Source organism: Micromonospora sp. NPDC048839, from assembly GCF_040649915.1.
Classification (GTDB): domain Bacteria; phylum Actinomycetota; class Actinomycetes; order Mycobacteriales; family Micromonosporaceae; genus Micromonospora.
This window is the reverse complement of the sequence record NZ_JBEZGL010000017.1, coordinates 111,645-131,206: the sequence shown is the minus strand read 5'-3', so window position 1 is coordinate 131,206 and position 19,562 is coordinate 111,645. Positions and strand designations below refer to the sequence as shown.

The 19,562-nt window shown below is 73.4% G+C and carries 19 protein-coding genes; 10 read left to right on the top strand and 9 right to left on the bottom strand.

Annotation, left to right across the window (positions count from 1 at the left end; all coding sequences use genetic code 11):
* Window positions 1–96: 96 nt before the first annotated feature.
* Entirely contained in the window at window positions 97–1,173 is a 1,077-nt protein-coding gene (locus AB0C25_RS27505) for a phosphatase PAP2 family protein (RefSeq protein ID WP_357377073.1), read from the top strand.
* 265 nt (window positions 1,174–1,438) lie between these two features.
* On the opposite strand, the gene AB0C25_RS27500 is transcribed toward AB0C25_RS27505, so the two are convergent.
* From AB0C25_RS27500 to AB0C25_RS27490, 3 genes are all read right to left on the bottom strand, one after another.
* Window positions 1,439–2,920 carry a PH domain-containing protein gene (locus tag AB0C25_RS27500; RefSeq protein ID WP_357377072.1) on the bottom strand — a complete coding sequence of 494 codons (1,482 nt, stop codon included), beginning with the start codon at window positions 2,918–2,920 and terminating at the stop codon, window positions 1,439–1,441.
* Between the two features lie 43 nt (window positions 2,921–2,963).
* The gene (locus AB0C25_RS27495; RefSeq protein ID WP_357377095.1) at window positions 2,964–3,443 is read right to left on the bottom strand and encodes a PH domain-containing protein; all 480 of its coding nucleotides are present in this window, start codon (window positions 3,441–3,443) and stop codon (window positions 2,964–2,966) included.
* Window positions 3,444–3,511: 68 nt separating this feature from the next.
* Window positions 3,512–3,742 carry a hypothetical protein gene (locus tag AB0C25_RS27490; protein WP_357377071.1) on the bottom strand — a complete coding sequence of 77 codons (231 nt, stop codon included), beginning with the start codon at window positions 3,740–3,742 and terminating at the stop codon, window positions 3,512–3,514.
* A 242-nt stretch (window positions 3,743–3,984) separates the two neighbouring features.
* Here AB0C25_RS27490 and AB0C25_RS27485 point away from each other — a divergent pair, with 242 nt between their 5' ends.
* The 3 genes from AB0C25_RS27485 to AB0C25_RS27475 are packed head-to-tail and all read left to right on the top strand — an operon-like array spanning window position 3,985 to window position 7,006.
* Window positions 3,985–5,082: a MoxR family ATPase gene (locus AB0C25_RS27485; RefSeq protein WP_357377070.1), complete on the top strand. Its 1,098-nt coding sequence runs from the start codon at window positions 3,985–3,987 to the stop codon at window positions 5,080–5,082.
* Window positions 5,061–6,059 (top strand): DUF58 domain-containing protein, encoded by a 999-nt coding sequence (locus tag AB0C25_RS27480; RefSeq protein WP_357377094.1) that lies wholly within the window; start codon window positions 5,061–5,063, stop codon window positions 6,057–6,059. Before AB0C25_RS27485 ends, AB0C25_RS27480 begins: the two co-directional genes overlap by 22 nt.
* On the top strand, window positions 6,056–7,006 hold the full coding sequence (locus tag AB0C25_RS27475) for a VWA domain-containing protein (RefSeq protein WP_357377069.1): 951 nt from the start codon (window positions 6,056–6,058) through the stop codon (window positions 7,004–7,006). The genes AB0C25_RS27480 and AB0C25_RS27475 overlap by 4 nt, the downstream gene beginning before the upstream one ends.
* A 324-nt stretch (window positions 7,007–7,330) precedes the next feature.
* Here AB0C25_RS27475 and AB0C25_RS27470 read toward each other — a convergent pair whose 3' ends face one another.
* The 4 genes from AB0C25_RS27470 to AB0C25_RS27455 form a co-directional block, all read right to left on the bottom strand.
* Window positions 7,331–8,563: an acyltransferase family protein gene (locus tag AB0C25_RS27470; protein WP_357377068.1), complete on the bottom strand. Its 1,233-nt coding sequence runs from the start codon at window positions 8,561–8,563 to the stop codon at window positions 7,331–7,333.
* Window positions 8,560–9,465 (bottom strand): alpha/beta hydrolase, encoded by a 906-nt coding sequence (locus tag AB0C25_RS27465; RefSeq protein WP_357377067.1) that lies wholly within the window; start codon window positions 9,463–9,465, stop codon window positions 8,560–8,562. The genes AB0C25_RS27470 and AB0C25_RS27465 overlap by 4 nt, the downstream gene beginning before the upstream one ends.
* A 99-nt stretch (window positions 9,466–9,564) precedes the next feature.
* The gene (locus tag AB0C25_RS27460; protein ID WP_357248668.1) at window positions 9,565–10,227 is read right to left on the bottom strand and encodes a response regulator transcription factor; all 663 of its coding nucleotides are present in this window, start codon (window positions 10,225–10,227) and stop codon (window positions 9,565–9,567) included.
* Window positions 10,224–11,453, bottom strand: coding sequence for a histidine kinase (locus AB0C25_RS27455; RefSeq protein WP_357377066.1), 1,230 nt, complete (start codon window positions 11,451–11,453; stop codon window positions 10,224–10,226). The genes AB0C25_RS27460 and AB0C25_RS27455 overlap by 4 nt, the downstream gene beginning before the upstream one ends.
* Before the next feature lie 155 nt (window positions 11,454–11,608).
* Between AB0C25_RS27455 and fabG the strand changes: the two genes are divergently transcribed.
* The 4 genes from fabG to AB0C25_RS27435 all read left to right on the top strand — a co-directional run bounded on the left by fabG (window position 11,609) and on the right by AB0C25_RS27435 (window position 15,034).
* The gene (gene fabG, locus AB0C25_RS27450) at window positions 11,609–12,313 is read left to right on the top strand and encodes a 3-oxoacyl-ACP reductase FabG (RefSeq protein ID WP_357377065.1); all 705 of its coding nucleotides are present in this window, start codon (window positions 11,609–11,611) and stop codon (window positions 12,311–12,313) included.
* Between the two features lie 28 nt (window positions 12,314–12,341).
* On the top strand, window positions 12,342–13,109 hold the full coding sequence (gene fabI / locus AB0C25_RS27445; RefSeq protein WP_357377064.1) for an enoyl-ACP reductase FabI: 768 nt from the start codon (window positions 12,342–12,344) through the stop codon (window positions 13,107–13,109).
* 100 nt (window positions 13,110–13,209) lie between these two features.
* The gene (locus AB0C25_RS27440) at window positions 13,210–14,262 is read left to right on the top strand and encodes a ferrochelatase (protein WP_357377063.1); all 1,053 of its coding nucleotides are present in this window, start codon (window positions 13,210–13,212) and stop codon (window positions 14,260–14,262) included.
* On the top strand, window positions 14,255–15,034 hold the full coding sequence (locus AB0C25_RS27435) for an HAD-IIA family hydrolase (RefSeq protein WP_007462546.1): 780 nt from the start codon (window positions 14,255–14,257) through the stop codon (window positions 15,032–15,034). The genes AB0C25_RS27440 and AB0C25_RS27435 overlap by 8 nt, the downstream gene beginning before the upstream one ends.
* Before the next feature lie 132 nt (window positions 15,035–15,166).
* On the opposite strand, the gene AB0C25_RS27430 is transcribed toward AB0C25_RS27435, so the two are convergent.
* Window positions 15,167–15,961, bottom strand: a complete 795-nt coding sequence (locus AB0C25_RS27430) for a hypothetical protein (protein WP_357377062.1) — start codon at window positions 15,959–15,961, stop codon at window positions 15,167–15,169.
* A gap of 184 nt (window positions 15,962–16,145) precedes the next feature.
* Here AB0C25_RS27430 and AB0C25_RS27425 point away from each other — a divergent pair, with 184 nt between their 5' ends.
* Window positions 16,146–16,958 carry a DUF3097 domain-containing protein gene (locus AB0C25_RS27425; protein ID WP_357377061.1) on the top strand — a complete coding sequence of 271 codons (813 nt, stop codon included), beginning with the start codon at window positions 16,146–16,148 and terminating at the stop codon, window positions 16,956–16,958.
* 706 nt (window positions 16,959–17,664) lie between these two features.
* Here AB0C25_RS27425 and AB0C25_RS27420 read toward each other — a convergent pair.
* Window positions 17,665–18,978 carry a serine hydrolase domain-containing protein gene (locus AB0C25_RS27420; protein ID WP_357377060.1) on the bottom strand — a complete coding sequence of 438 codons (1,314 nt, stop codon included), beginning with the start codon at window positions 18,976–18,978 and terminating at the stop codon, window positions 17,665–17,667.
* A 108-nt stretch (window positions 18,979–19,086) separates the two neighbouring features.
* Here AB0C25_RS27420 and AB0C25_RS27415 point away from each other — a divergent pair, with 108 nt between their 5' ends.
* A complete protein-coding gene (locus AB0C25_RS27415) occupies window positions 19,087–19,560 on the top strand; it encodes an NfeD family protein (protein ID WP_357078026.1) in 474 nt (157 codons plus the stop codon).
* Window positions 19,561–19,562 lie beyond the last annotated feature (2 nt).

The window sequence follows — 19,562 nt, the reverse complement described above, 5'->3', positions numbered from 1 at the left end:
TGAGCACGCGCCCGGCGATCCGGGCGCACCCGCCCGCGACGACCACCGGGTGGTCCCCGTCGGTCGATGCCGTACCCGTCGTTAACCTTGACCCCGATGGCCGTCGTGACTGACCCCCAGCCCCCCGCCCGGACCGACCCGCCCGCGTCCCCGGACGGGGGTCGTCGGCGCGTCGTCGCGATGACCGTGTGGGCGGTCGCCTTCGTCGCCGCGTGGCTGGCCATCGGCCTGCCCACCGACCCGGCGTACGCCTTCGTCTGGATCTGGCTCGCGACCATCGCCTGGAACAGCGACCGGCCCTGGCGCAGCCACCTGCGCTTCGCCCGGGACTGGGTGCCGGTGGTGCTGCTGTTCGTGATCTACAACCTCTCGCGCGGGTTCGCCGACAACGGGGCCACGCCGCACGCGATGGAGTTGATCGTCGCCGACCGGTTCATGTTCGGCTGGGCCACCGGCGGGGAGGTGCCCACCGTCTGGTTGCAGCAGCACCTCTACCACCCGCAGGTGCACTGGTGGGACGTCGCCGCGAGCTGGGTGTACTTCTCCCACTTCGTGGTGGCGCTGACCGCCGCCGCGGTGCTCTGGCTGCGCGACCGGCACCGCTGGGCGGCGTACATGCGGCGCTGGGGGTTCCTCTGCGCCGCCGGCCTGGTGACCTACTTCATCTACCCGGCCGCCCCGCCCTGGTGGGCGGCGCAGAACGGGCTGCTCACCGAGGTCGCCCGGATCTCCACCCGGGGCTGGAAGGCGTTCGGCATGCACGGTGCCGGCAACGTGCTCAACGCCGGCCAGATCGCCTCCAACCCGGTCGCCGCGATGCCGTCGCTGCACACCGCGTGGGCGTTGTTCGTGGTGCTGTTCTTCCTGACCGCCACCCGCCGTCGCTGGTGGCCGCTGCTGCTCGCGTACCCGCTGGCGATGACCTTCACCCTGGTCTACTCGGGTGAGCACTACGTGATCGACGTGCTGGTCGGCTGGGCGTACGTGGGGCTGACGTTCCTGGCGGTCGGTCTGGCGGAGCGTGGTTGGGCAGCGTGGCGCGTCCGCCACCCGCGCGCCAAGCCGGCCACGGAAACCCCGCCGACCCCCGCTGACCCCCCGCCCGGCGATCCCTCCACCCCCCGGCAACCAGACACCACCACAACCCACCCCGCGATCCCCGCCGACCACTAACCCCCACCCCGGCCTCCCGCCCTCCGGCCTCCCGCCCTCCGGCCTCCCGCCCTCCGGCCTCCCGCCCTCCGCCCTCCGGCCTCCCGCCCCCCCGCCCTCCGGCCCCGCCCCCGCCCGGTGATCATGGAGTTATTGCCTCGACACGCCGAGCGAGAGGGCAATAACTCCATGATCACCGGGGCGGGCAGCGCGGGCAGCGCGGGCAGCGCGGGCGGGCAGGAGCGGCGGGGGCGGGGGCGGCGGGGGCGGGGGCGGCGGGGGCGGGTCAGGGTTGGGTGCGGGCCTGGTGGGCTCTTTCGGTCAGGTCCGCTGCCAGGGACCAGGCCTCTGCCAGGTCGCGGTCCTGGGCGGTGGCGCCGGAGCCGCCCGCGGTGTCCGCGTGCACGGTGGCCAACCCGAGACGGCGCTGGATGGGTCCCTGGACCACTCGTACGCTCTGGATCCGGGCGTACGGCACGATCACCAACTGCCGGGTGAGCCGCCCGGACCGGGTGGCGAAGACCCGCTCGAACAGCCCCGCGCCGAACGCGGCACGGCCCAGTGGGTGCAGCCAACGGGTCCGGCGCGGAGGTGGGCTCAGCGGAAGCGCGTCGAGGCGTACCCCGGGGAGCACCTCGGCGACGATCATCGTCGCCGTCGGCAGGTCGCCGACCGGCAGCAGCCGGTCGGGCCGACTGCGGTCGTCGGCCTCCGCGACGGAGTAACCGGCCACCTCCAGCCGCAGCCGCAGCCAGCCCTTCATCCGCCAGAGCAGCGGCCAGGTGGCCCGCACGGTCTGCACCCGCTCCAGCGGCACGGTCTGCGCCCGCGTCTCCAGCAGGCCGTTGTGCACCCGCAGCGTGCCGCCGTCGCGGGCCAGCCGGAAGTTCCAGTCGTCGAGGACGCGGCGGATCGGTTGCAGCAGCACACCCGCCATCGCGGTCAGGGTGCTCGCCACCGCCACGAACGACCACGATTCGGCCGTGAGGAACTGCACCACGACGAAGGCCACACCGAACGGGAGCAGGAACGCCTGCGGAGTGAGCAGTTGGCTGATCAGCAGGGTCTGGTTGCGTACCGCGTGCAGTGGCCGGCCGGGCGCGGCCGCCGGTGGCGCCGTCGCACCCGGGGCCACCGGGGCGGTCGCGTCGCCGGGGGCGGGTAGCTGCGCCACCCGCCCGGCCAGCGCCAGCAGGCGCTCGCGCAGCAGGGCCGCGTCGGCCACCCCGAGGTACGCCAGTGGCGCCTCGGTCTTGCCTCCGCCGACCACTTCCAGGCGCAGCTCGGCCAGGCCGGTGAGCTGGGCGAGCAGCGGCCGGACCACCTCCACGGCCTGCAACCGTTCCAACGGGATGGCCCGGGTACGCCGCCAGAGCAGCCCCTCGTACACCCGAAGTTCCCGGCCGACGACGTGGTAGCCGGTGTTGTACCAGCTGATCACCGAGAGCACTGTCGCGCCGAGCGCCAGCACCGCCACCATCGCGGCGAACCAGCCGAAGCCGACCCGGGACAGCGTCGACCAGGACAGCCCGGCGATCACCACGACGAGGGACTTGGCGCCGTGCAGCACCGGGCTGAGCGGGTGCAGTCGCTGCCGGGGTTCGCCCTCGCCGCCGCCGGGTGGTGCCGGCCACGGTTCGGGCGCGCCGAACGGGTCAGCGGGAGCCGCGTCGGTGCCTGGCACACCAGTGGCTGCCGGGCCAGCGGGCAGCACCGGCCCGGGTGGCGTCGGGCCAGTGGGTGGCGAGGTGCTCGGCCCGTCGCTCATCGCAGCGGCCCTCGGCGGGGACGGTGGTTGCCCGCGCGGGTGCTCACAGCCCCTCCGCCCGGTCCTCGCCGAGCGCGGTGAGCCGATCGCGCAGCCGGGACGCCTCCGTCGGCCGCAGCCCGGGAACCCGGGCGTCGCTCGCCGCCGCCGCAGTGTGCAACTGCACGGTGGCCAGGTCGAAGGCGCGCTCCAACGGCCCGGCGCTCACGTCGACGAACTGCATCCGCGAGTACGGCACGATGGAGAGCCGGCGGACCAGCAACCCGTGCCGGACCAGCAGGTCGTTCTCCCGCTCGGCGTACCCCCAGGCCCGGACCGCCCGGCCGATCGCGATGGCCCGCCACACGCCGAGCACCACCACGACGGCGACGGCGAGCCCGAACAGCCACTGGCCGCTGAGCGCCCAGCCGACCGCCGTCACCGCCAGCCCGATGGCGACCACGATCGCCAGCCGGATCAGCTCCACCCAGATCAGGTCGGTGGAGATCGGCTGCCAGTTGACCGTGTCCGGCCAGGGCTCCAGCGGCCCGCGGCCCGCCGGTGCGGCCGTCGAGGCGTCGGGTCCGGAAGGCGGTGGGGCGCCGGGGGTGCTCACGTGTCGAGCGTAGGCGATCCGGGCACCGCGGTGACGTCACGCAGGAAGCCGCGAGCGTCCAGGAAGTCACCGAGGCTGGTCCGGTGGTCGGCGCAGGCCAGCCAGGTCTTGCGCCGATCGGCGTCGTGCAGCCGGGGATTGTTCCACTCCAGGGCCCAGACAGCGGCGGCCCGACAGCCGCGGGCCGAACAGACGAGGGCGTCGTCGGCGGTGGAGGGGATGCTCATCCGGGCCAGTCTAGGGGTGGCCGCACGGGAAGTTTGATCGCCGGGCGACCACGGGGGGAGCCGCCCGGCGACGGGGTGAATCGTACACGCGGCAGGCCGGTCCAGGTACACCCTCGACGGGCGATTCTGCTGCCGCGGCTGGCGCGGCGAAAATCGGCTTCTCCCCACCTCGACACTCAGCAAGGCATGCGAGTCTTGATACCGCACGAGCCGCGACGACCGACAAACGCTGTGGAGGACCGGTGGCCCAGCCGACCATGCCCGACGCCCCGACGCCGAACGGAGCGGCACCTGCGCCGGTGACCACCCCCGCGCAGGACGCCACTCTGTTGGAGAAGGCGCTGTTCGAGATCAAACGTGTGATCGTCGGGCAGGACCGGATGGTGGAGCGGATGTTCGTCGCGCTGCTCGCTCGCGGTCACTGCCTGCTCGAAGGGGTGCCCGGGGTCGCCAAGACCCTGGCGGTGGAGACCCTCGCCAAGGTCGTCGGCGGGTCGTTCGCCCGGGTGCAGTTCACCCCGGACCTGGTGCCCGCCGACATCATGGGCACCCGCATCTACCGGCAGTCCAGCGAGAAGTTCGACGTCGAGCTGGGGCCGGTCTTCGTCAACTTCCTGCTCGCCGACGAGATCAACCGGGCTCCGGCGAAGGTGCAGTCCGCGCTACTGGAGGTGATGAGCGAGCGGCAGGTGTCCATCGGCGGCGAGAGCCACCGGGTGCCCGACCCGTTCCTGGTGATGGCCACCCAGAACCCGATCGAGCAGGAGGGTGTCTACCCGCTGCCGGAGGCGCAACGCGACCGGTTCCTCATGAAGATCGTGGTGGGCTACCCGACCGACGCGGAGGAACGCGAGATCGTCTACCGGATGGGGGTGTCCGCGCCCGAGCCGAGCGCGGTCTTCGACACACCCGAGCTGGTCGCCCTGCAACGCAAGGCGGACCAGGTCTTCGTGCACAACGCCCTGGTCGACTACGCGGTCCGGTTGGTGCTGGCGACGCGTACCCCCGCCGAGCACGGCATGCCCGACGTCGCGCAACTGATCCAGTACGGGGCCAGCCCACGCGCCTCGCTGGGCCTGGTCCGGGCGACGCGTGCGCTGGCGCTGCTGCGCGGGCGCGACTACGCCCTGCCGCAGGACGTGCAGGACATCGCGCCGGACATCCTGCGGCACCGGTTGGTGCTCAGCTACGACGCGCTCGCCGACGACGTGCCCGCCGACCACATCGTGCACCGGGTGATGTCGACAATTCCGCTGCCGGCGGTCGCGCCCCGGCAGCAGGCCACGCCGTCGACGATCGCGCCGCCGCCGGGCGCTGGCTGGCCCGGGCAGCGGCCGTGACCTCACCCACCCCTCGTCCCGCCCCCGACCGCAGCGAGGCCGTGCTGTCCCGGCTGCAACTGCTCGTCACCCGCAAACTCGACGGTCTGCTCCAGGGCGACTACGCCGGTCTGCTGCCCGGGCCGGGCAGCGAGGCGGGCGAATCCCGGGAGTACCGCCCGGGCGACGACGTGCGCCGGATGGACTGGCCGGTCACCGCACGGACCACCACACCGCACGTGCGGCGTACGGTCGCCGACCGGGAACTGGAGACCTGGTTGGCGGTGGACCTGTCCGCCAGCCTGGACTTCGGCACCGGGACGTGGCTCAAACGTGAGGTGGTGGTGGCCGCCGCGGCAGCCGTCACCCACCTGACCGTGCGCGGCGGCAACCGGATCGGCGCGGTGATCGGCACCGGTGGCGGTGTGTCCGCACCGGCCCGCCGCTGGCGTGGCAGAGCAGCACCGCCGGCCGGCCCCGGGGTGCTCACCCGGCTGCCGGCCCGCTCCGGCCGCAAGGAGGCGCAGGGCCTGCTGCGTACCCTCGCCGGCACCGCCATCCAGCCCGGCCGTGGTGACCTGGGCGCCCTCATCGAGATGCTCAACCGCCCGCCGCGTCGGCGCGGGGTGGCAGTGGTGATCTCGGACTTCCTCGCGCCGGCCGAGCAGTGGGCGCGGCCGATGCGCAAGCTGCGGGTACGCCACGACGTGCTCGCGATCGAGGTGATCGACCCGCGCGAGCTGGAGTTGCCCGACGTGGGGGTGTTGCCGGTGGTCGACCCGGAGAGCGGCGAGCTGCACGAGGTGCAGACCGCCGATCCACGGCTGCGGCAGCGCTACGCCGACGCCGCGACCGCCCAACGGGCCACCATCGCCGCCGCCCTGCGTGGCGCCGGCGCGGCCCACCTGCGTCTGCGTACGGACCGAGACTGGCTGCTGGACATGGTGCGATTCGTGGCCGCGCAGCGGCACGCGCGTACCCGGGGGACGACACGATGATCCGTTTCATGCAACCGTGGTGGCTGTTGGCGGTGCTGCCGGTGCTCGCCCTCGCGGCGTTCTACATCTGGCGGCAGCTGCACCGTCGGGCGTTCGCGATGCGGTTCACCAATGTGGACCTGCTGCGTACGGTGGCCCCGAAGGGGCTCGGGTGGCGTCGGCACGTTCCGGCGACGGCGTTCCTGCTCTGCCTGCTGGTGCTGGCCACCGCGCTGGCCCGGCCGGCGGTGGACACCCGGGAGCCACTGGAGCGGGCCACCGTGATGCTCGCCATCGACGTGTCGCTGTCGATGCAGGCCGACGACGTGGCGCCGAACCGGTTGGAGGCGGCGCAGGAGGCGGCCAAGCAGTTCGTCGGTGAGCTGCCGGAGAGCTACAACCTGGGTCTCGTGTCGTTCGCCAAGGCGGCGAACGTGCTGGTGCCGCCGGGCAAGGACCGGGAGGCGGTGACGAGCGCCATCGACGGTCTGGTGCTGGCCGAGGCGACCGCTACCGGTGAGGCGGTGTTCACCTGTCTGGAGGCGATCCGGTCGGTGCCGGCCGACGGCGCGGCGGGCATCCCGCCGGCACGGATCGTGCTGCTCTCCGACGGGTTCCGCACCTCCGGGCGGGCGGTGGAGGAGGCGGCGGCCGCCGCGCAGGCGGCGAACGTCCCGGTCTCCACCATCGCGTTCGGCACCGACACCGGCCAGGTCGACATCGGCGGGCAGTTGCAGCGGGTACCGGTGGACCGGTTGGCCCTGGCCGAGCTTGCCGAGACCACCGAGGGCTACTTCTACGAGGCGGCCTCGGTGAGCGAGCTGAAGCAGGTCTACCAGGACATGGGCAGCTCGATCGGCTTCCGGACCGAGCCGCGGGAGGTGACCCAGTGGTACGCCGGGTTGGCGCTGCTGCTGGCGCTCTGCGCCGGGGCGCTCAGCCTGGTGTGGTCGTCGCGGATGCTCTGAGCGGTGCACCGGCGGCGGTCACCGACCGCCGCCGGTCAGCACCACCTCAGTGGCCGCCGCCGGCGAGCACGAAGACGATGGCCACCCAGACGGCGGCGAGGGTGAAGCCCAGCGGGGCGACGTAGCGGCTCATGGACGGCTCCGGGTGGCGGCTGGACGGTCCGCGTGCGGGGGCGGACCGCAGGGGGTGGGGACGCGCACACGAAGTCGTGACCGGGCGGCTCCCGGCGACCGTCGGCGAACCGGACGGCGCGGCACACTCCTCGGCGTGTGCCGAGGAGCGGGGGAGCGGAGCGGGGTCAGCTCACCAGACTGAGTCGTGGCTCAGCGGGGCTGACCATCGGCCCGGCCACGACTGGGAGGATCGCTATCTCGCACAGCGATCACCTCCTGCAAGTCGGGCGGGCCGGAACGTCGATGATCGTACACCTGCGGAGCCGACGAGACGCACTCGGCCGACCGGCCGGCGACCCCTCCACCGCCCGGTCGGCGCCCCGGCCGCGACTGGCCCGTCCGCACGATCGTGACCAGCACCGCGGCGAGCAACGGCAGCCAGCACAAGCGCGCCAGCACCCAGCCCGGGCCGTCCGGCGCGGTGTGCAACCCGGGCAGCGCCAGCCCGCCGCGGGCGGTGAGCGCGGTCACCCCCACCAGGATCGGCTGGTGGCACAGATAGATCCGGAACGCGCAACTGTTCACCTCGGTCACCGCTCGGCCCGGCACCGGCCGGGCCAGCAGCCGTTGCAGCGCCGGCCGGGCGAGCAGCCCCAGACCGACCTGGGTCACCGCCAGCGCCACCGCCAGCAGCGACGGCGGGTTGAGGTTGGACACCCCGGCCCCGGGCACGCCGACCGCGCTCACCGGGTAGCCCAGGGCCAGCAACGCGGTGAGCGCGGCCACCCCGCCGGCCGCGAGCGTGCCCGCCGCCCGTCGGCCGGCCAACCGCCCGTCGGCGTGCGCCACGCCCAGCAGGTACGGCACGGACCAGGCCGCCACCACGCTGACCGGTGGCAGGTGGCTGCCGGCCGGCAGCAGACGCACCGCCACGTCCGCCGCGGCGACCACGACCACCGCCGGTACGACGCAACGGCCCAACCCCCACCGGCGGACGGCGGCGCGCGACGGTCCGGTCATCGCGATGAGGAACACCAGCGGCACCAGGAACCACAGCGGACTGATCGCGAGTCGCAGCGCGACGGCGAGCGTGTCGTCCGGGGTGCCGGCCACGGTGGCGGCGAGCAGCACGGCGGCACCCACCCCGAGCAGCGCCACCGTCGGCAGCAGCAACCCACGCAGGCGACGGGCCAACCAGCCACCCGGGCCGCCCCGGTGACCGGCCAACGATCGGGCCGAGCCGAAGCCGGCGGTGAAGAAGAACAGGCCGAGCGTCTGCAACACCCAGGTCACCGGGGCCAGAGCGGGCAACGCGGTGAGAGGGCTGGCCTGGTGCAGCCCGCCGTCTTCGGTCAGCACCAACCCGGTGACCAGCCAGTGTCCCAGCACCACCCCGCCGATGGCGTACGCCCGCAACGCGTCGACGGTACGGTCCCGGTTCACCGCGGGTCCCCGACCCGGTCGGCGTCAACACTGCCCAGCACGACGGCCGCCACCGCGACGAGCGTGGCGCTGCCCGGGGCCAGGTAGCCGTCGTGCCCGGTCACCCCACTCACCGGCAGGGTGCGGGCGCCGAACGACGGGTCGCCGGGACGGCGGCCGAAGCCGAGACCGGGCAGCCGTACCGGCGGAACCCGACGGATCCAGTCGGTGCTCGCCTCCGCCGCCCAGAACCGCCGCCCGCCGGGCAGGTCGTCGGCGCGCTGCACGCCGGCGCCGACGCCGCCGAGGCTCACCACGTCGGTGACCTGGGCCGGGGCGCCCGCAGCCGCCAGGGCCACCACCAGCGACCCGTAGCTGTGCCCGACCAGGGTGATCGTCGCCGCCGGACGACGCGCGGCCAACTCCCGCAGCAGCCCGGCCAGCCCGGCCGCGCCGCGCCGGGCGCTGAGACCACCGGCGGCCGTCACCACCCCGTCGGGCGGGTCGTAGCCGAGCCAGGCCAGCACCGCGACCCGCGCCGACGGCTCGCTCGCCCGCAACTCCCGGTAGAGCTGCCGGGCCTGCGCCGCCGGCGCCCGTCGGGCCACCCCGCCCAAACCCCTGTCGAAGTCGGCCAGGGTGCTGCCCACCCCCGGCACCAGCACCGCGATCCGGTCCGCGTCGGCCAGGTCGCCGAGCACCTCGACCGTACGGCCGTCGCCGCGCCTGTCGAACGAGAGGAAACGACGCCCGTCGGCCACCCAGTCCGCGTACGGCGGGCCCGCCGCGCGCATCGCCGCGGCCGTGACCGGGTACGCCTCCACGAACCCGCTCGCCGCGACCGGCTCGGGTCGGGTCGGCAGGACCAGGTTCACGCCGAGCAGCGCGGCCAGCGCCACTCGGCTGGCACCTCGTCGTCGCATGTCGTTCTCCCTCCGGAATGTCGTCCGGAGGCACAGTGCGCGGGAGGGCGGTGCGCGGTCGTCGTCCCGGGGAGCCGTCTGCGGGCTGGCTCCGGGGGACTACTCGCCGGCGGCCACCAGACCCGTCTCGTACGCCAGCACCACGGCCTGGGCCCGGTCGCGCAACCCCAGCTTGGCCAGGATCCGCCCGACGTGCGTCTTCACGGTCTGCTCGGCGACCACCAGATCGCCGGCGATCTCCGCGTTGTTGCGACCCCGGGCGATCAACCGCAGCACCTCGGTTTCCCGGGGGGTGAGCCCGGCCAGGTCGGTGGGGCGGGGCCGGCGGCGGTCCGGGCGGGCCGCGAACTCGGCGATCAACCGGCGGGTGACCGCCGGGGCGAGCAGCGCGTCCCCGGCCGCCACCACCCGAACCGCCTGCACCAGATCGGCCGCCGGCGCGTCCTTGAGCAGGAAGCCGCTCGCCCCGGCGCGCAGCGCCTCGTACACGTAGTCGTCGAGGTCGAAGGTGGTGAGGATGAGCACCCGGGGGCGCTGCGCCGACCGGTCGCCGAGCAGCTTGCGGGTGGCCTCCAGCCCGTCCATGACCGGCATCCGCACGTCCATCAGCACCACGTCCGGGTCGAGCCGGCGGGTGGCGGCGACGGCCTGCGCGCCGTCGGCGGCGTCACCCACGACCAGCAGGTCCGGTTGGGCGGCGAGCAGCGCTCCGAAGCCCTGTCGGACCATCGCCTGGTCGTCGGCGATCAGCACCTTGATCACGCGTCCCCGCCTTCCGCGTCGTACGGCAACTCGGCCGCCACCGCGTAGCCCCCGTCGGGCAGCGGCCCGGCGGTGAACGTACCGCCCAGCGAGGTGGCCCGCTCCCGCATGCCGGTCAGCCCGTGCCCGGAGCCGCCGTCGGCGGTCGGTCGGACGTCGGTCGGGGAGTTCTCGACGCGTACCCCCAGCCCGGACGGACCGGTGCGGACGGTGACCCGCACCGCGGCCCCGGCCGCGTGCCGGGCCGCGTTGGCCAGGCTCTCCTGCACGATGCGGTACGCGGCCAGCCCGACCGGCGCGGGCACCCGGTCGTCGTTGATCGGCTCGGCGTCCAGGGAGACCGGCAGCCCGGCCCGGCGCGCCGCGTCCACCATCGCGCCCAGGTCGGTGAGGTCCGGCTGCGGCGCGGTCTGCGGGCCGGTCGCCTCGCTGCGCAGCACCCCCAACAGCCGCCGCATGTCGGTGAGCGCGTCGCGGGCCGAGGCGGCGATCGCGACGAACTCGGCGGCAGCCGGCGCGGGCACGTCGGCCAGCCGGTACGGCGCGGTCTCCGCCTGCACCGCGATCAGCGACATGTGGTGCGCCACCACGTCGTGCATCTCCCGGGCGATCCGGGTGCGCTCCTCCAGCACCGCGCGCCGCTCCTGCTCTCGTTCGCTCAGCTCGGTCTGCGCGTCCAGCGCCCGCCGGGACAGCCGGTTGCGCCGGATCAGGTCGCCGACGATCGCCAACGCGCCGAGCAGCAGCAGGACCGGAACCCGGTTGTCGGGGTCGACGAAGGTCAGCACCGGCACCGTGCTGATCGTCACCACCCAGGCCAGCACCGGCCGATCGACCCGCGCGACGACCACCGCCATCACCGCCACCGACCCGAGCGCCAGCGGCGGGGTCCACGGCCAGGCCTGGTCGGCCGGCGCGTTGAACGTGCAGATCAGCAGGGCCAGCACCGTCAGCCGCCAGGCCAGCAGCGGACGCCGGGGCAGCGCCAGCAGCGGTGCCACCGTCATCGCCGCGAACAGCAACGCGATCGGCGGCGGCAGGCCCCAGTCGCTCTCCACCGTCAGCGTGATCAGGAAGAGGCCGAGGACGGCCAGCAGACCGACCGGGGCTGCGTAACGGGCTGGTCCGGGCCAACGGGCCAGCAGCGGCCGTTCGGGCCGGGCGTCCGGGCCTATCAGGGTCTGCCGTAGGGCCCGCAGGAACACCGCGATCGGATGCCGGTTCACCCTCCGGAGGCTACGGGCCGACCCCGTCACGAGGCGTGCCACCAGGGGTTGATCCCGGTGTCGTACCTCAGTGTGACGTGACTCCCGTTAGCGCTTACCTACCGGTAACGCCTAGGCTCCGACGCGTCCGTGCCGACCATTCGCAAGGGGGAACAGTGGCCCGTACCGTGCTGGTGACCGGGGGTAACCGGGGGATCGGCCTGGCCATCGCGCAGGCCTTCGCCAAGCAGGGCGACCGGGTGGCGGTCACCCATCGCAGCGGCGAGGCCCCCGACGGGCTGTTCGGCGTCCGCGCCGACGTCACCGACGCGGCCTCGATCGACGCCGCGTTCACCGCCGTCGAAGCCGAGTTGGGGCCGGTCGAGGTGCTCGTCGCGAACGCCGGCATGACCGCCGACACGCTGCTGCTGCGAATGACCGAGGAACAGTTCACCGGGGTGGTGGACACCAACCTCACGGGTGCGTTCCGGGTCGCCAAGCGGGCCTCCGGAAAGATGCTCCGCGCCAAGTGGGGCCGCATGATCTTCATCTCCTCGGTGGTCGGCCTCGCCGGTGGCGCCGGGCAGGTCAACTACGCCGCCAGCAAGGCCGGTCTGGTCGGCGTGGCCCGCTCGATCACCCGGGAGTTGGGCAGCCGCAACATCACCGCCAACGTGGTGGCGCCCGGCTTCATCGACACCGACATGACCGCCGGCCTGCCCGAGGACCGCAAGGCGGAGATCCGCAAGTCGATCCCGGCCGGCCGGATGGCCAGCCCGGACGAGGTCGCCGGGGTGGTCACCTGGCTGGCCTCCGACAGCGCCGGGTACGTCTCCGGCGCCGTGATCCCCGTCGACGGCGGCCTCGGCATGGGCCACTAACCCCTTTTGACTACGGAGGAAATCAGCGATGTCCGGACTGCTCGCCGGTAAGCGACTGCTCGTCACCGGTGTCATCACCGACGCCTCGATCGCCTTCTCGGTGGCGAAGCTCGCTCAGGAGAACGGCGCGCAGGTCGTGCTCACCGGCTACGGCCGGCTCTCCCTGGTCGAGCGGATCGCCAAGCGACTGCCCGAGCCGGCCCCGGTCATCGAGGTGGACGTCACCAACACCGAGCACCTGGCCGGCCTCGCCGACCGGGTACGCGAGCACGTCGACGGCCTCGACGGCGTCGTGCACTCGATCGGCTTCGCCCCGCAGAGCTGCCTGGGCGGCGGCTTCCTCGACGCCCCCTGGGAGGACGTGGCGACCGCGCTGCACGTCTCCACCTTCTCGTACAAGTCGCTGGCCATGGCGGCGCTGCCGCTGATGTCGCCCGGTGGTGCGGTGGTCGGCCTGACCTTCGACGCGACGAAGGCGTGGCCGGTCTACGACTGGATGGGCGTGGCCAAGGCCGGCCTGGAGTCCGCATCCCGCTACCTCGCCATGCACCTGGGCAAGCAGGGCATCCGCAGCAACCTGGTGGCCGCCGGGCCGCTGCGCACCATCGCCGCGAAGTCGATCCCCGGCTTCGACCAGTTCGAGGAGGTCTGGGCCGAGCGGGCCCCGCTGGGCTGGAACCTCACCGACCAGGAGCCCGCCGCGCGGGCCTGCCTGGCGCTGCTGTCCGACTGGTTCCCGGCCACCACCGGCGAGATCGTCCACGTCGACGGCGGCTACCACGCCATCGGCTCCTGACGCTGTACCGCGACGCTCCCTGGCTCCCGTCCACGTGATCCACGCGTCCGGACCAGGGGGCGTCGCCGGGCCGTCGCGGTCGAGGGACAAGAATGACCCCATGTCGTACGACGCGGTGGTGCTGGTGTCCTTCGGTGGCCCGGAGCGGCCCGAGGACGTGATGCCGTTCCTGCAGAACGTGACCCGGGGTCGAGGCGTGCCGCCCGAGCGGCTGGCCGAGGTCGCCGAGCACTACCAGCACTTCGGCGGGGTGTCCCCGATCAACCAGCAGAACCGCGAGTTGCTGGCCGCGATCCGCGCCGACCTCGCCGCGCACGGCCTCGACCTGCCCGTCTACTGGGGCAACCGCAACTGGGACCCGATGCTCGCCGACACCGTGACCCAGATGCGCGACGACGGGGTCACCCGGGCGCTTGCCTTCGTCACCAGCGCGTACGGCGGTTACTCGTCCTGCCGGCAGTACCAGGAGGACATCGCCGCCGCGCGCGCCGCGGTCGGCCCGGACGCCCCGGTGATCGAGAAGCTGCGCCAGTTCTGGGACCACCCCGGCTTCGTCGAGCCGCACACCGACGCGGTCCGGGCAGCACTGGGCCAGCTCGACCCGGCGAAGCGGGACAGCACCCGGCTGGTCTTCACCGCCCACTCCATCCCCAGCTCCATGGCGGCCAACGCCGGCCCGCACGGCGGCCGGTACGAGGCACAACTGCACGAGACCGCCCGGCTCGTGGCCGCGGCCGCCGCCCCCGACCTCGCGTACGACCTGGTCTGGCAGAGCCGCTCCGGCCCACCACAGATGCCGTGGCTGGAGCCGGACATCAACGACCACCTGACCGCCCTCGCGCAGGGCGGCACCACAGCGGTGGTGGTCAGCCCGATCGGTTTCGTCTCCGATCACCTGGAGGTCGTCTGGGACCTGGACACCGAGGCCCTGGAAACGGCCAAGCAGCTCGGCCTGGACTTCGTCCGGGCCGCCACCCCGGGCACCGACCCGCGCTTCGTGACCATGGTGCGGGAGCTCATCACCGAGCGGACCGACCCGGACGGCGCGCAGCTGCGCCGTCGCCTGGGCGAGCTGCCGATGTGGGACACCTGCCCGACCGTCTGCTGCGTACCGACCCGCCGTCCGACGCCTGCTGGGGGCACCGATGCATGACCGCAAGCCCGTGCAGAGTTGGCTGACCGACATGGACGGCGTGCTGGTGCACGAGGGCCAGCCGGTGCCCGGGGCACCGGAGTTCATCAACCGGATGCGTGCCTCCGGCAAGCCGTTCCTGGTGCTGACCAACAACTCGATCTACACCCCGCGTGACCTGACGGCCCGCCTCAGCCGGATGGGGCTGGACGTGCCGGAGGAGTCGATCTGGTCGTCCGCGCTGGCCACCGGCCAGTTCCTCGCCGACCAGCGGCCCGGCGGCACCGCGTACGTCATCGGTGAGGCCGGGCTGACCACCGCGCTGCACGCGGTCGGCTACGTGCTCACCGACTTCGCACCGGACTACGTGGTGCTCGGTGAGACCCGCACCTACAGCTTCGAGGCGATCACCAAGGCGGTCCGTCTGATCAACGACGGGGCGCGGTTCATCTGCACCAACCCCGACGTGACCGGCCCTTCAGTAGAGGGTGCGCTGCCGGCCGCCGGCTCGGTCGCCGCGATGATCTCCAAGGCGACCGGGGTGGAGCCGTACTTCGTCGGCAAACCCAACCCGATGATGATGCGCTCGGCGCTCAACACGATCAACGCGCACTCCGAGACCACCGCGATGATCGGCGACCGGATGGACACCGACATCCTCTGCGGCCTGGAGGCCGGGCTGGAGACCATCCTGGTGCTCACCGGGATCAGCAGCCGCACCGAGGCGGAGCGCTACCCGTACCGCCCGTCCCGGATCATCAACTCGGTCGCGGACCTGCTCGACGAGATCTGACCGACCGGCCTCGGCGGGCCGCCACCATTCCTCGGTGCTGGCGGCGTACCACGATGATCATCCAGACGAGGAACAGCACCTCACCGGCGGCGAACAGCAGTAACAGCGCGTTGCCAGCCATGGTTGCCTCCGTCAGGGGCGTAGGGGGGCGTTGCAGGCGGCCACCAGCGCCTGGCGGCAGGCCGCGGTGAGGGGGCGCAGAGCCGCGTCGCGCTGCTGGGCCTCGTAGTTGTTGATCGCGCCGCCGGGCGCGGCGTGCCCGGCCAACGCGAGCACCCGGTCGAGCACCGCGGCGCGGGCGAAGAGCCGGCGGGCTCGCGGGTCGAAGCCCGGTGGCAGGTCGGTGGCGCCGTCCGGACGGCGCAGCGCGGCCAGCGCACCGGCCAACTCGGGTCGCCACTGGGCCACGTCGAGTCGGGTCAGCGCGGCGGTCGTCTCGGCCAGCGCGGCGGCCAGCTCGGCCTCCGCCTCGGCGGCGCCCGGCAACGACAGTGACGCGGCGGGGGCGTTGGCCGGCAGCGGGTAGACCCGCCAGAGCACCGTCTCGAAGCAGTCCCCGGAGCCGGAGGTGTGCGAGCGGACCTCCGGGATCAACCCGAGCCCCCCGGCCACCACCGCCTCGCCCGTGACCAGCGCCGCGCCGGCGAAGTCACCGGGGCCGGGCAGCCCCCGGGGGTCGCCCGGCGCGGGCAGCACCAGGCGGATGTCGTCCGGGGAGAGCTTGGCCAGGGTGGGCAGCGCGGCACCCAGCGGGACGTCGGTCCAGGTGCCGGGGGCGTCCGCGACGAGATGTTCCTCGTCGCCGGCGATGGCGTCGGCGACCTCGTCGTACGGCACCAACCCGGCGCGCCACGCGCGCACCCAGGCAACGAACCGGCTCGACCGGCGCGGCGTGAGTGTGGCCGCGCCCGTTGCGGGGGTGGACATGCCGAAAGGGTACGTGGTCACGACCGGCCCTGTCTCGACTGCCGCTCCGGTCGCCCGGCCTGCCCCCAACTGCCCTGTTCGCCCCAATCTCCGGCCCCTGGCGTGGGTGTGTGGTCGGCGGTCCTGGGGCGGGGCGGTGTGTCGAGGGCGGGGGTGGGCGCGGGCTGGGTTTAGCGTGATCGACATGGCGGGGCGATACGGCGAGGACGTGTTGGCGGGAGACTGGCGACGGCGCAAGGTCACCCCAGAGGTGGACGCCGAACCCGATCTCGTGGTCGAGGATGCCGACTCCGGGTTCTGCGGAGCCGTGGTGGGTTTCGAGGCTGGCGCGGTGGTGTTGGAGGACCGGCACGGTAAACGGCGCAACTTCCCGCTGCTGCCGGCGGCGTTCCTGCTCGACGGCCGTCCCGTGACGCTGCGCCGCCCGAGCCGCGCGTCGGTGCCGACGGCCCGTCGACGGACGGCATCCGGTTCGGTGGCGGTGGACAACGTCCGCGCCCAGGTGGCGAAGGCCAGCCGGATCTGGGTGGAGGGCATCCACGACGCCGCGCTGGTCGAGCGGATCTGGGGCGACGACCTGCGGATCGAGGGAGTGGTCGTCGAACCGTTGGACGGCATCGACGCCCTCGACGCCGAGGTACGCGGCTTCGCCCCCGGTCCGACCCGACGCCTCGGCGTGCTCGTCGACCACCTCGTGCCGGGCAGCAAGGAGAGCCGGATCGTCGCCCGGGTGAACTCGCCGTACGTGCTGGTCACCGGTCATCCCTACGTGGACGTCTGGCAGGCGGTGAAGCCGGCGACGCTGGGCATCGCGGCATGGCCGGTGGTGCCACCGGGGCAGCCGTGGAAGGAGGGGGTCTGCGCGGCCCTCGGAGTGGCCGAGCCGGCCGGGATGTGGCGGCACATCCTCTCCCGGGTGAACAGCTTCGCCGACGTGGAGACACCTCTGATCAACGCGATGGAACGCCTGATCGACTTCGTCACCGAACCAGCCTGACCCACCCGACCCCGCCGACGTCCGCACCGGCGCATCCACCGACCAACCGCCGCGATGTCCGCGCCCACTCCCGCGCCCGCCCGCCCGCCCGTCCGCCCGTCCGCCCGCCCGTCCGCCCGTCGCTCGCCCGTCGGCTCGCCCGCCCCCGCCCGCCCGTTCCCACTTCAAGATCCGCGCAACTTCACCGATGTTGCTGCTTCCCGGGCACCTGAGGCAGCAACATCAGGGAAGTTGCGCGGATCTTGGGATGCGCCTGCGGATCTTGGCGGGGTCGCTGGGACTGATGTGTGCGACGGCGAGGTCGTCCCGGAGCGGGGCGCCGCGCGGCGCAAGGCTCTTTGTCGGGGTGCCGGGCGACTGACGGTGCCTTGTCCTGCTGACGGCCCAGAGCCTGCTGGCCGCGCAAACTCGCGCTCGACCTCGCAAGATCGCGCTCGAACCAGGATGTAGTGGCCTCGCCAGCCGTGGAGGCCACTCGATCCTGGATCGAGCGCAATCATCAGATCGGAAGGCGGGCGCGGGGCGCGGCGAGCGGCGAGCGGGGCGCGGGGCGCGGCGAGCGGGGCGCGGCGAGCGGCGAGCGGGGCGCGGCGAGCGGCGAGCGGCGAGCGGCGAGCGGGGCGCGGGGCGCGGCGAGCGGGGCGCGGCGAGCGGCGAGCGGGGGGCGGGGCGCGGGGGTGCGGGGACGCGCGGGGCGCCGGGCGATTCAGGGTTCCTGGTCGGGGGTGCGGGTGTAGACGAAAGTGGCGATGTCCAGCGCGACCGCTCGGCCCTGCTCGTCGCGGCGCACGGTGAGGATCTCGCCGTCCTGGACGCCGGCCCGGCCCCGCCAGCGGTCCGGACCCTCGGCGACGAAGCGGAGGTTCGGCGCGCCGACCGGGCCGGCGTGCAGGTCGCCTGCGGTGTCCGCGTACACCTCGATTGTGGTGCCCATCCACCACCAGCGGCCGGTCAGCTCGGCCAGTTCGGCGGGCGGCGGGGCGGCGGCCGGCCGCCACGGGGTGACCGGAGCGGGTTCGGCGTCCAGCACCTGGGTGAGCAGCTGTCGTCCGAGCGCGCCGAGGTGCACGCTGCGCAGGGTGTACGCGTTGACCAGGCCGACCACGGCGGTACGGGTGGGTCGGTGCACGGCCAGGGAGGCGCCGTAGCCGGGCATCGAGCCGCCGTGGCCGACGTACACCCGGTTGCCCTCCCGGAAGAGTTCCAGCCCGAGGCCGTGCCCGTGGGTCCAGGACTCCAGGTCGCTGACCACGACGGGGGAGCACATCTCGGTGAGCGTCTCGGCGGCGAGCACCGAGGGGTCGGGGTCGGCCAGGAACGCGGCCCACCGACCCAGGTCCTCGATCGTCGACCAGAGCTGCCCGGCGGGGGCCATCGCACCGGTGTCGGTCCGCGGTTCCTCGCGCAGCGTGTCGTGCCAGGGGTGGACGACGTAGCCGCGGGCGAACGGCTCGGTGGCCGCGTACGTGGTGCGGCGCAGGCCCAGCGGGGTGAGGATCCGATCGCCGAGCAGGTCGACCCAGGGTGTCCCGGTGAGTCGTTCGAGGACGCCGCCGAGCAGCCCGTACGCGAGGTTTGAGTAGTGGTAGGTGGCGTGCGGCGGATAGGCGATCTTGTCGGGGGTGACCCCGGTGAGCAGGGTGGTCAGGTCGACTCCCGCGGTCCGCTCCCACCAGTCGCCCTCGGGCTCGCGCTGGATCCCGCTGGCGTGCCCGAGGAGCTGGCGCAGGGTGAGCGCGCCGACGCCGGTGCCGGGGAGGTGCTCCTCCAGCGGGTCGTCGACGGCGAGCCGGCCGGCGTCGCGCAGTTGCATGATCAGGGTCGCGGTCATCGTCTTGCTGATCGAGCCCAGCCGGTACTGCAGGTCGGCGTCCGGGCGGGGGTGCTCGCCGGCGGTGGCCAGGTGGACCAGCGCGCCGTCGCGGACCACGCCCAGCACCACCGACGGGGCGTGCCCGTCGAGCTGCGCCTGGGCGACCTGGGCGTCGATCTGTCGGGCGGTCTCGGGCAGCAGGGTCAACGGGATCTCCTCGGGTCGGGCCGCCGAATCACTGTCGGAAAGGGATTCGCCGAGCCTACTGATCTTCCTGGGGAGGCCGCGCGTGCATATACGTGTCACGATCGTGGTGTGGACGCCGTGGTGTGGATCGTATTGGGTGTGCTGCTGGCCGTCGCGGAGATCTTCACGACGACGCTATTTCTGATCATGTTCGCGGCTGGCGCGTTCGCCGCTGGCGGTGCTGCCGCCCTGGGCGCGCCGGTAGCGGTGCAGGCGCTTGTCTTCGCGGTGGTGTCGGCGCTGAGTCTGTTGGTGGCCCGGCCGGCCCTCCGGCGGCACCAGCGTTCGTCGCTGGAGAGCGGCGAGCAGCCGTTCGGCGTGGAAGCGATCGAGGGTTCCACGGCGTTGGTTCTGGAACGGGTGGACGCCGACCACGGCCTCGTCAAGATCGACGGTGAGCTGTGGAGTGCCCGCCCGTACGACACGACGCAGACGTTCGACCCTGGTCAACGGGTTCGGGTGATCAAAGTCCGGGGCGCGACAGCCCTGGTGTGGCAGGACGATATTTCTTCCGCTGGTGAGCTGCCGGAAGCGAGAGGGTGAAC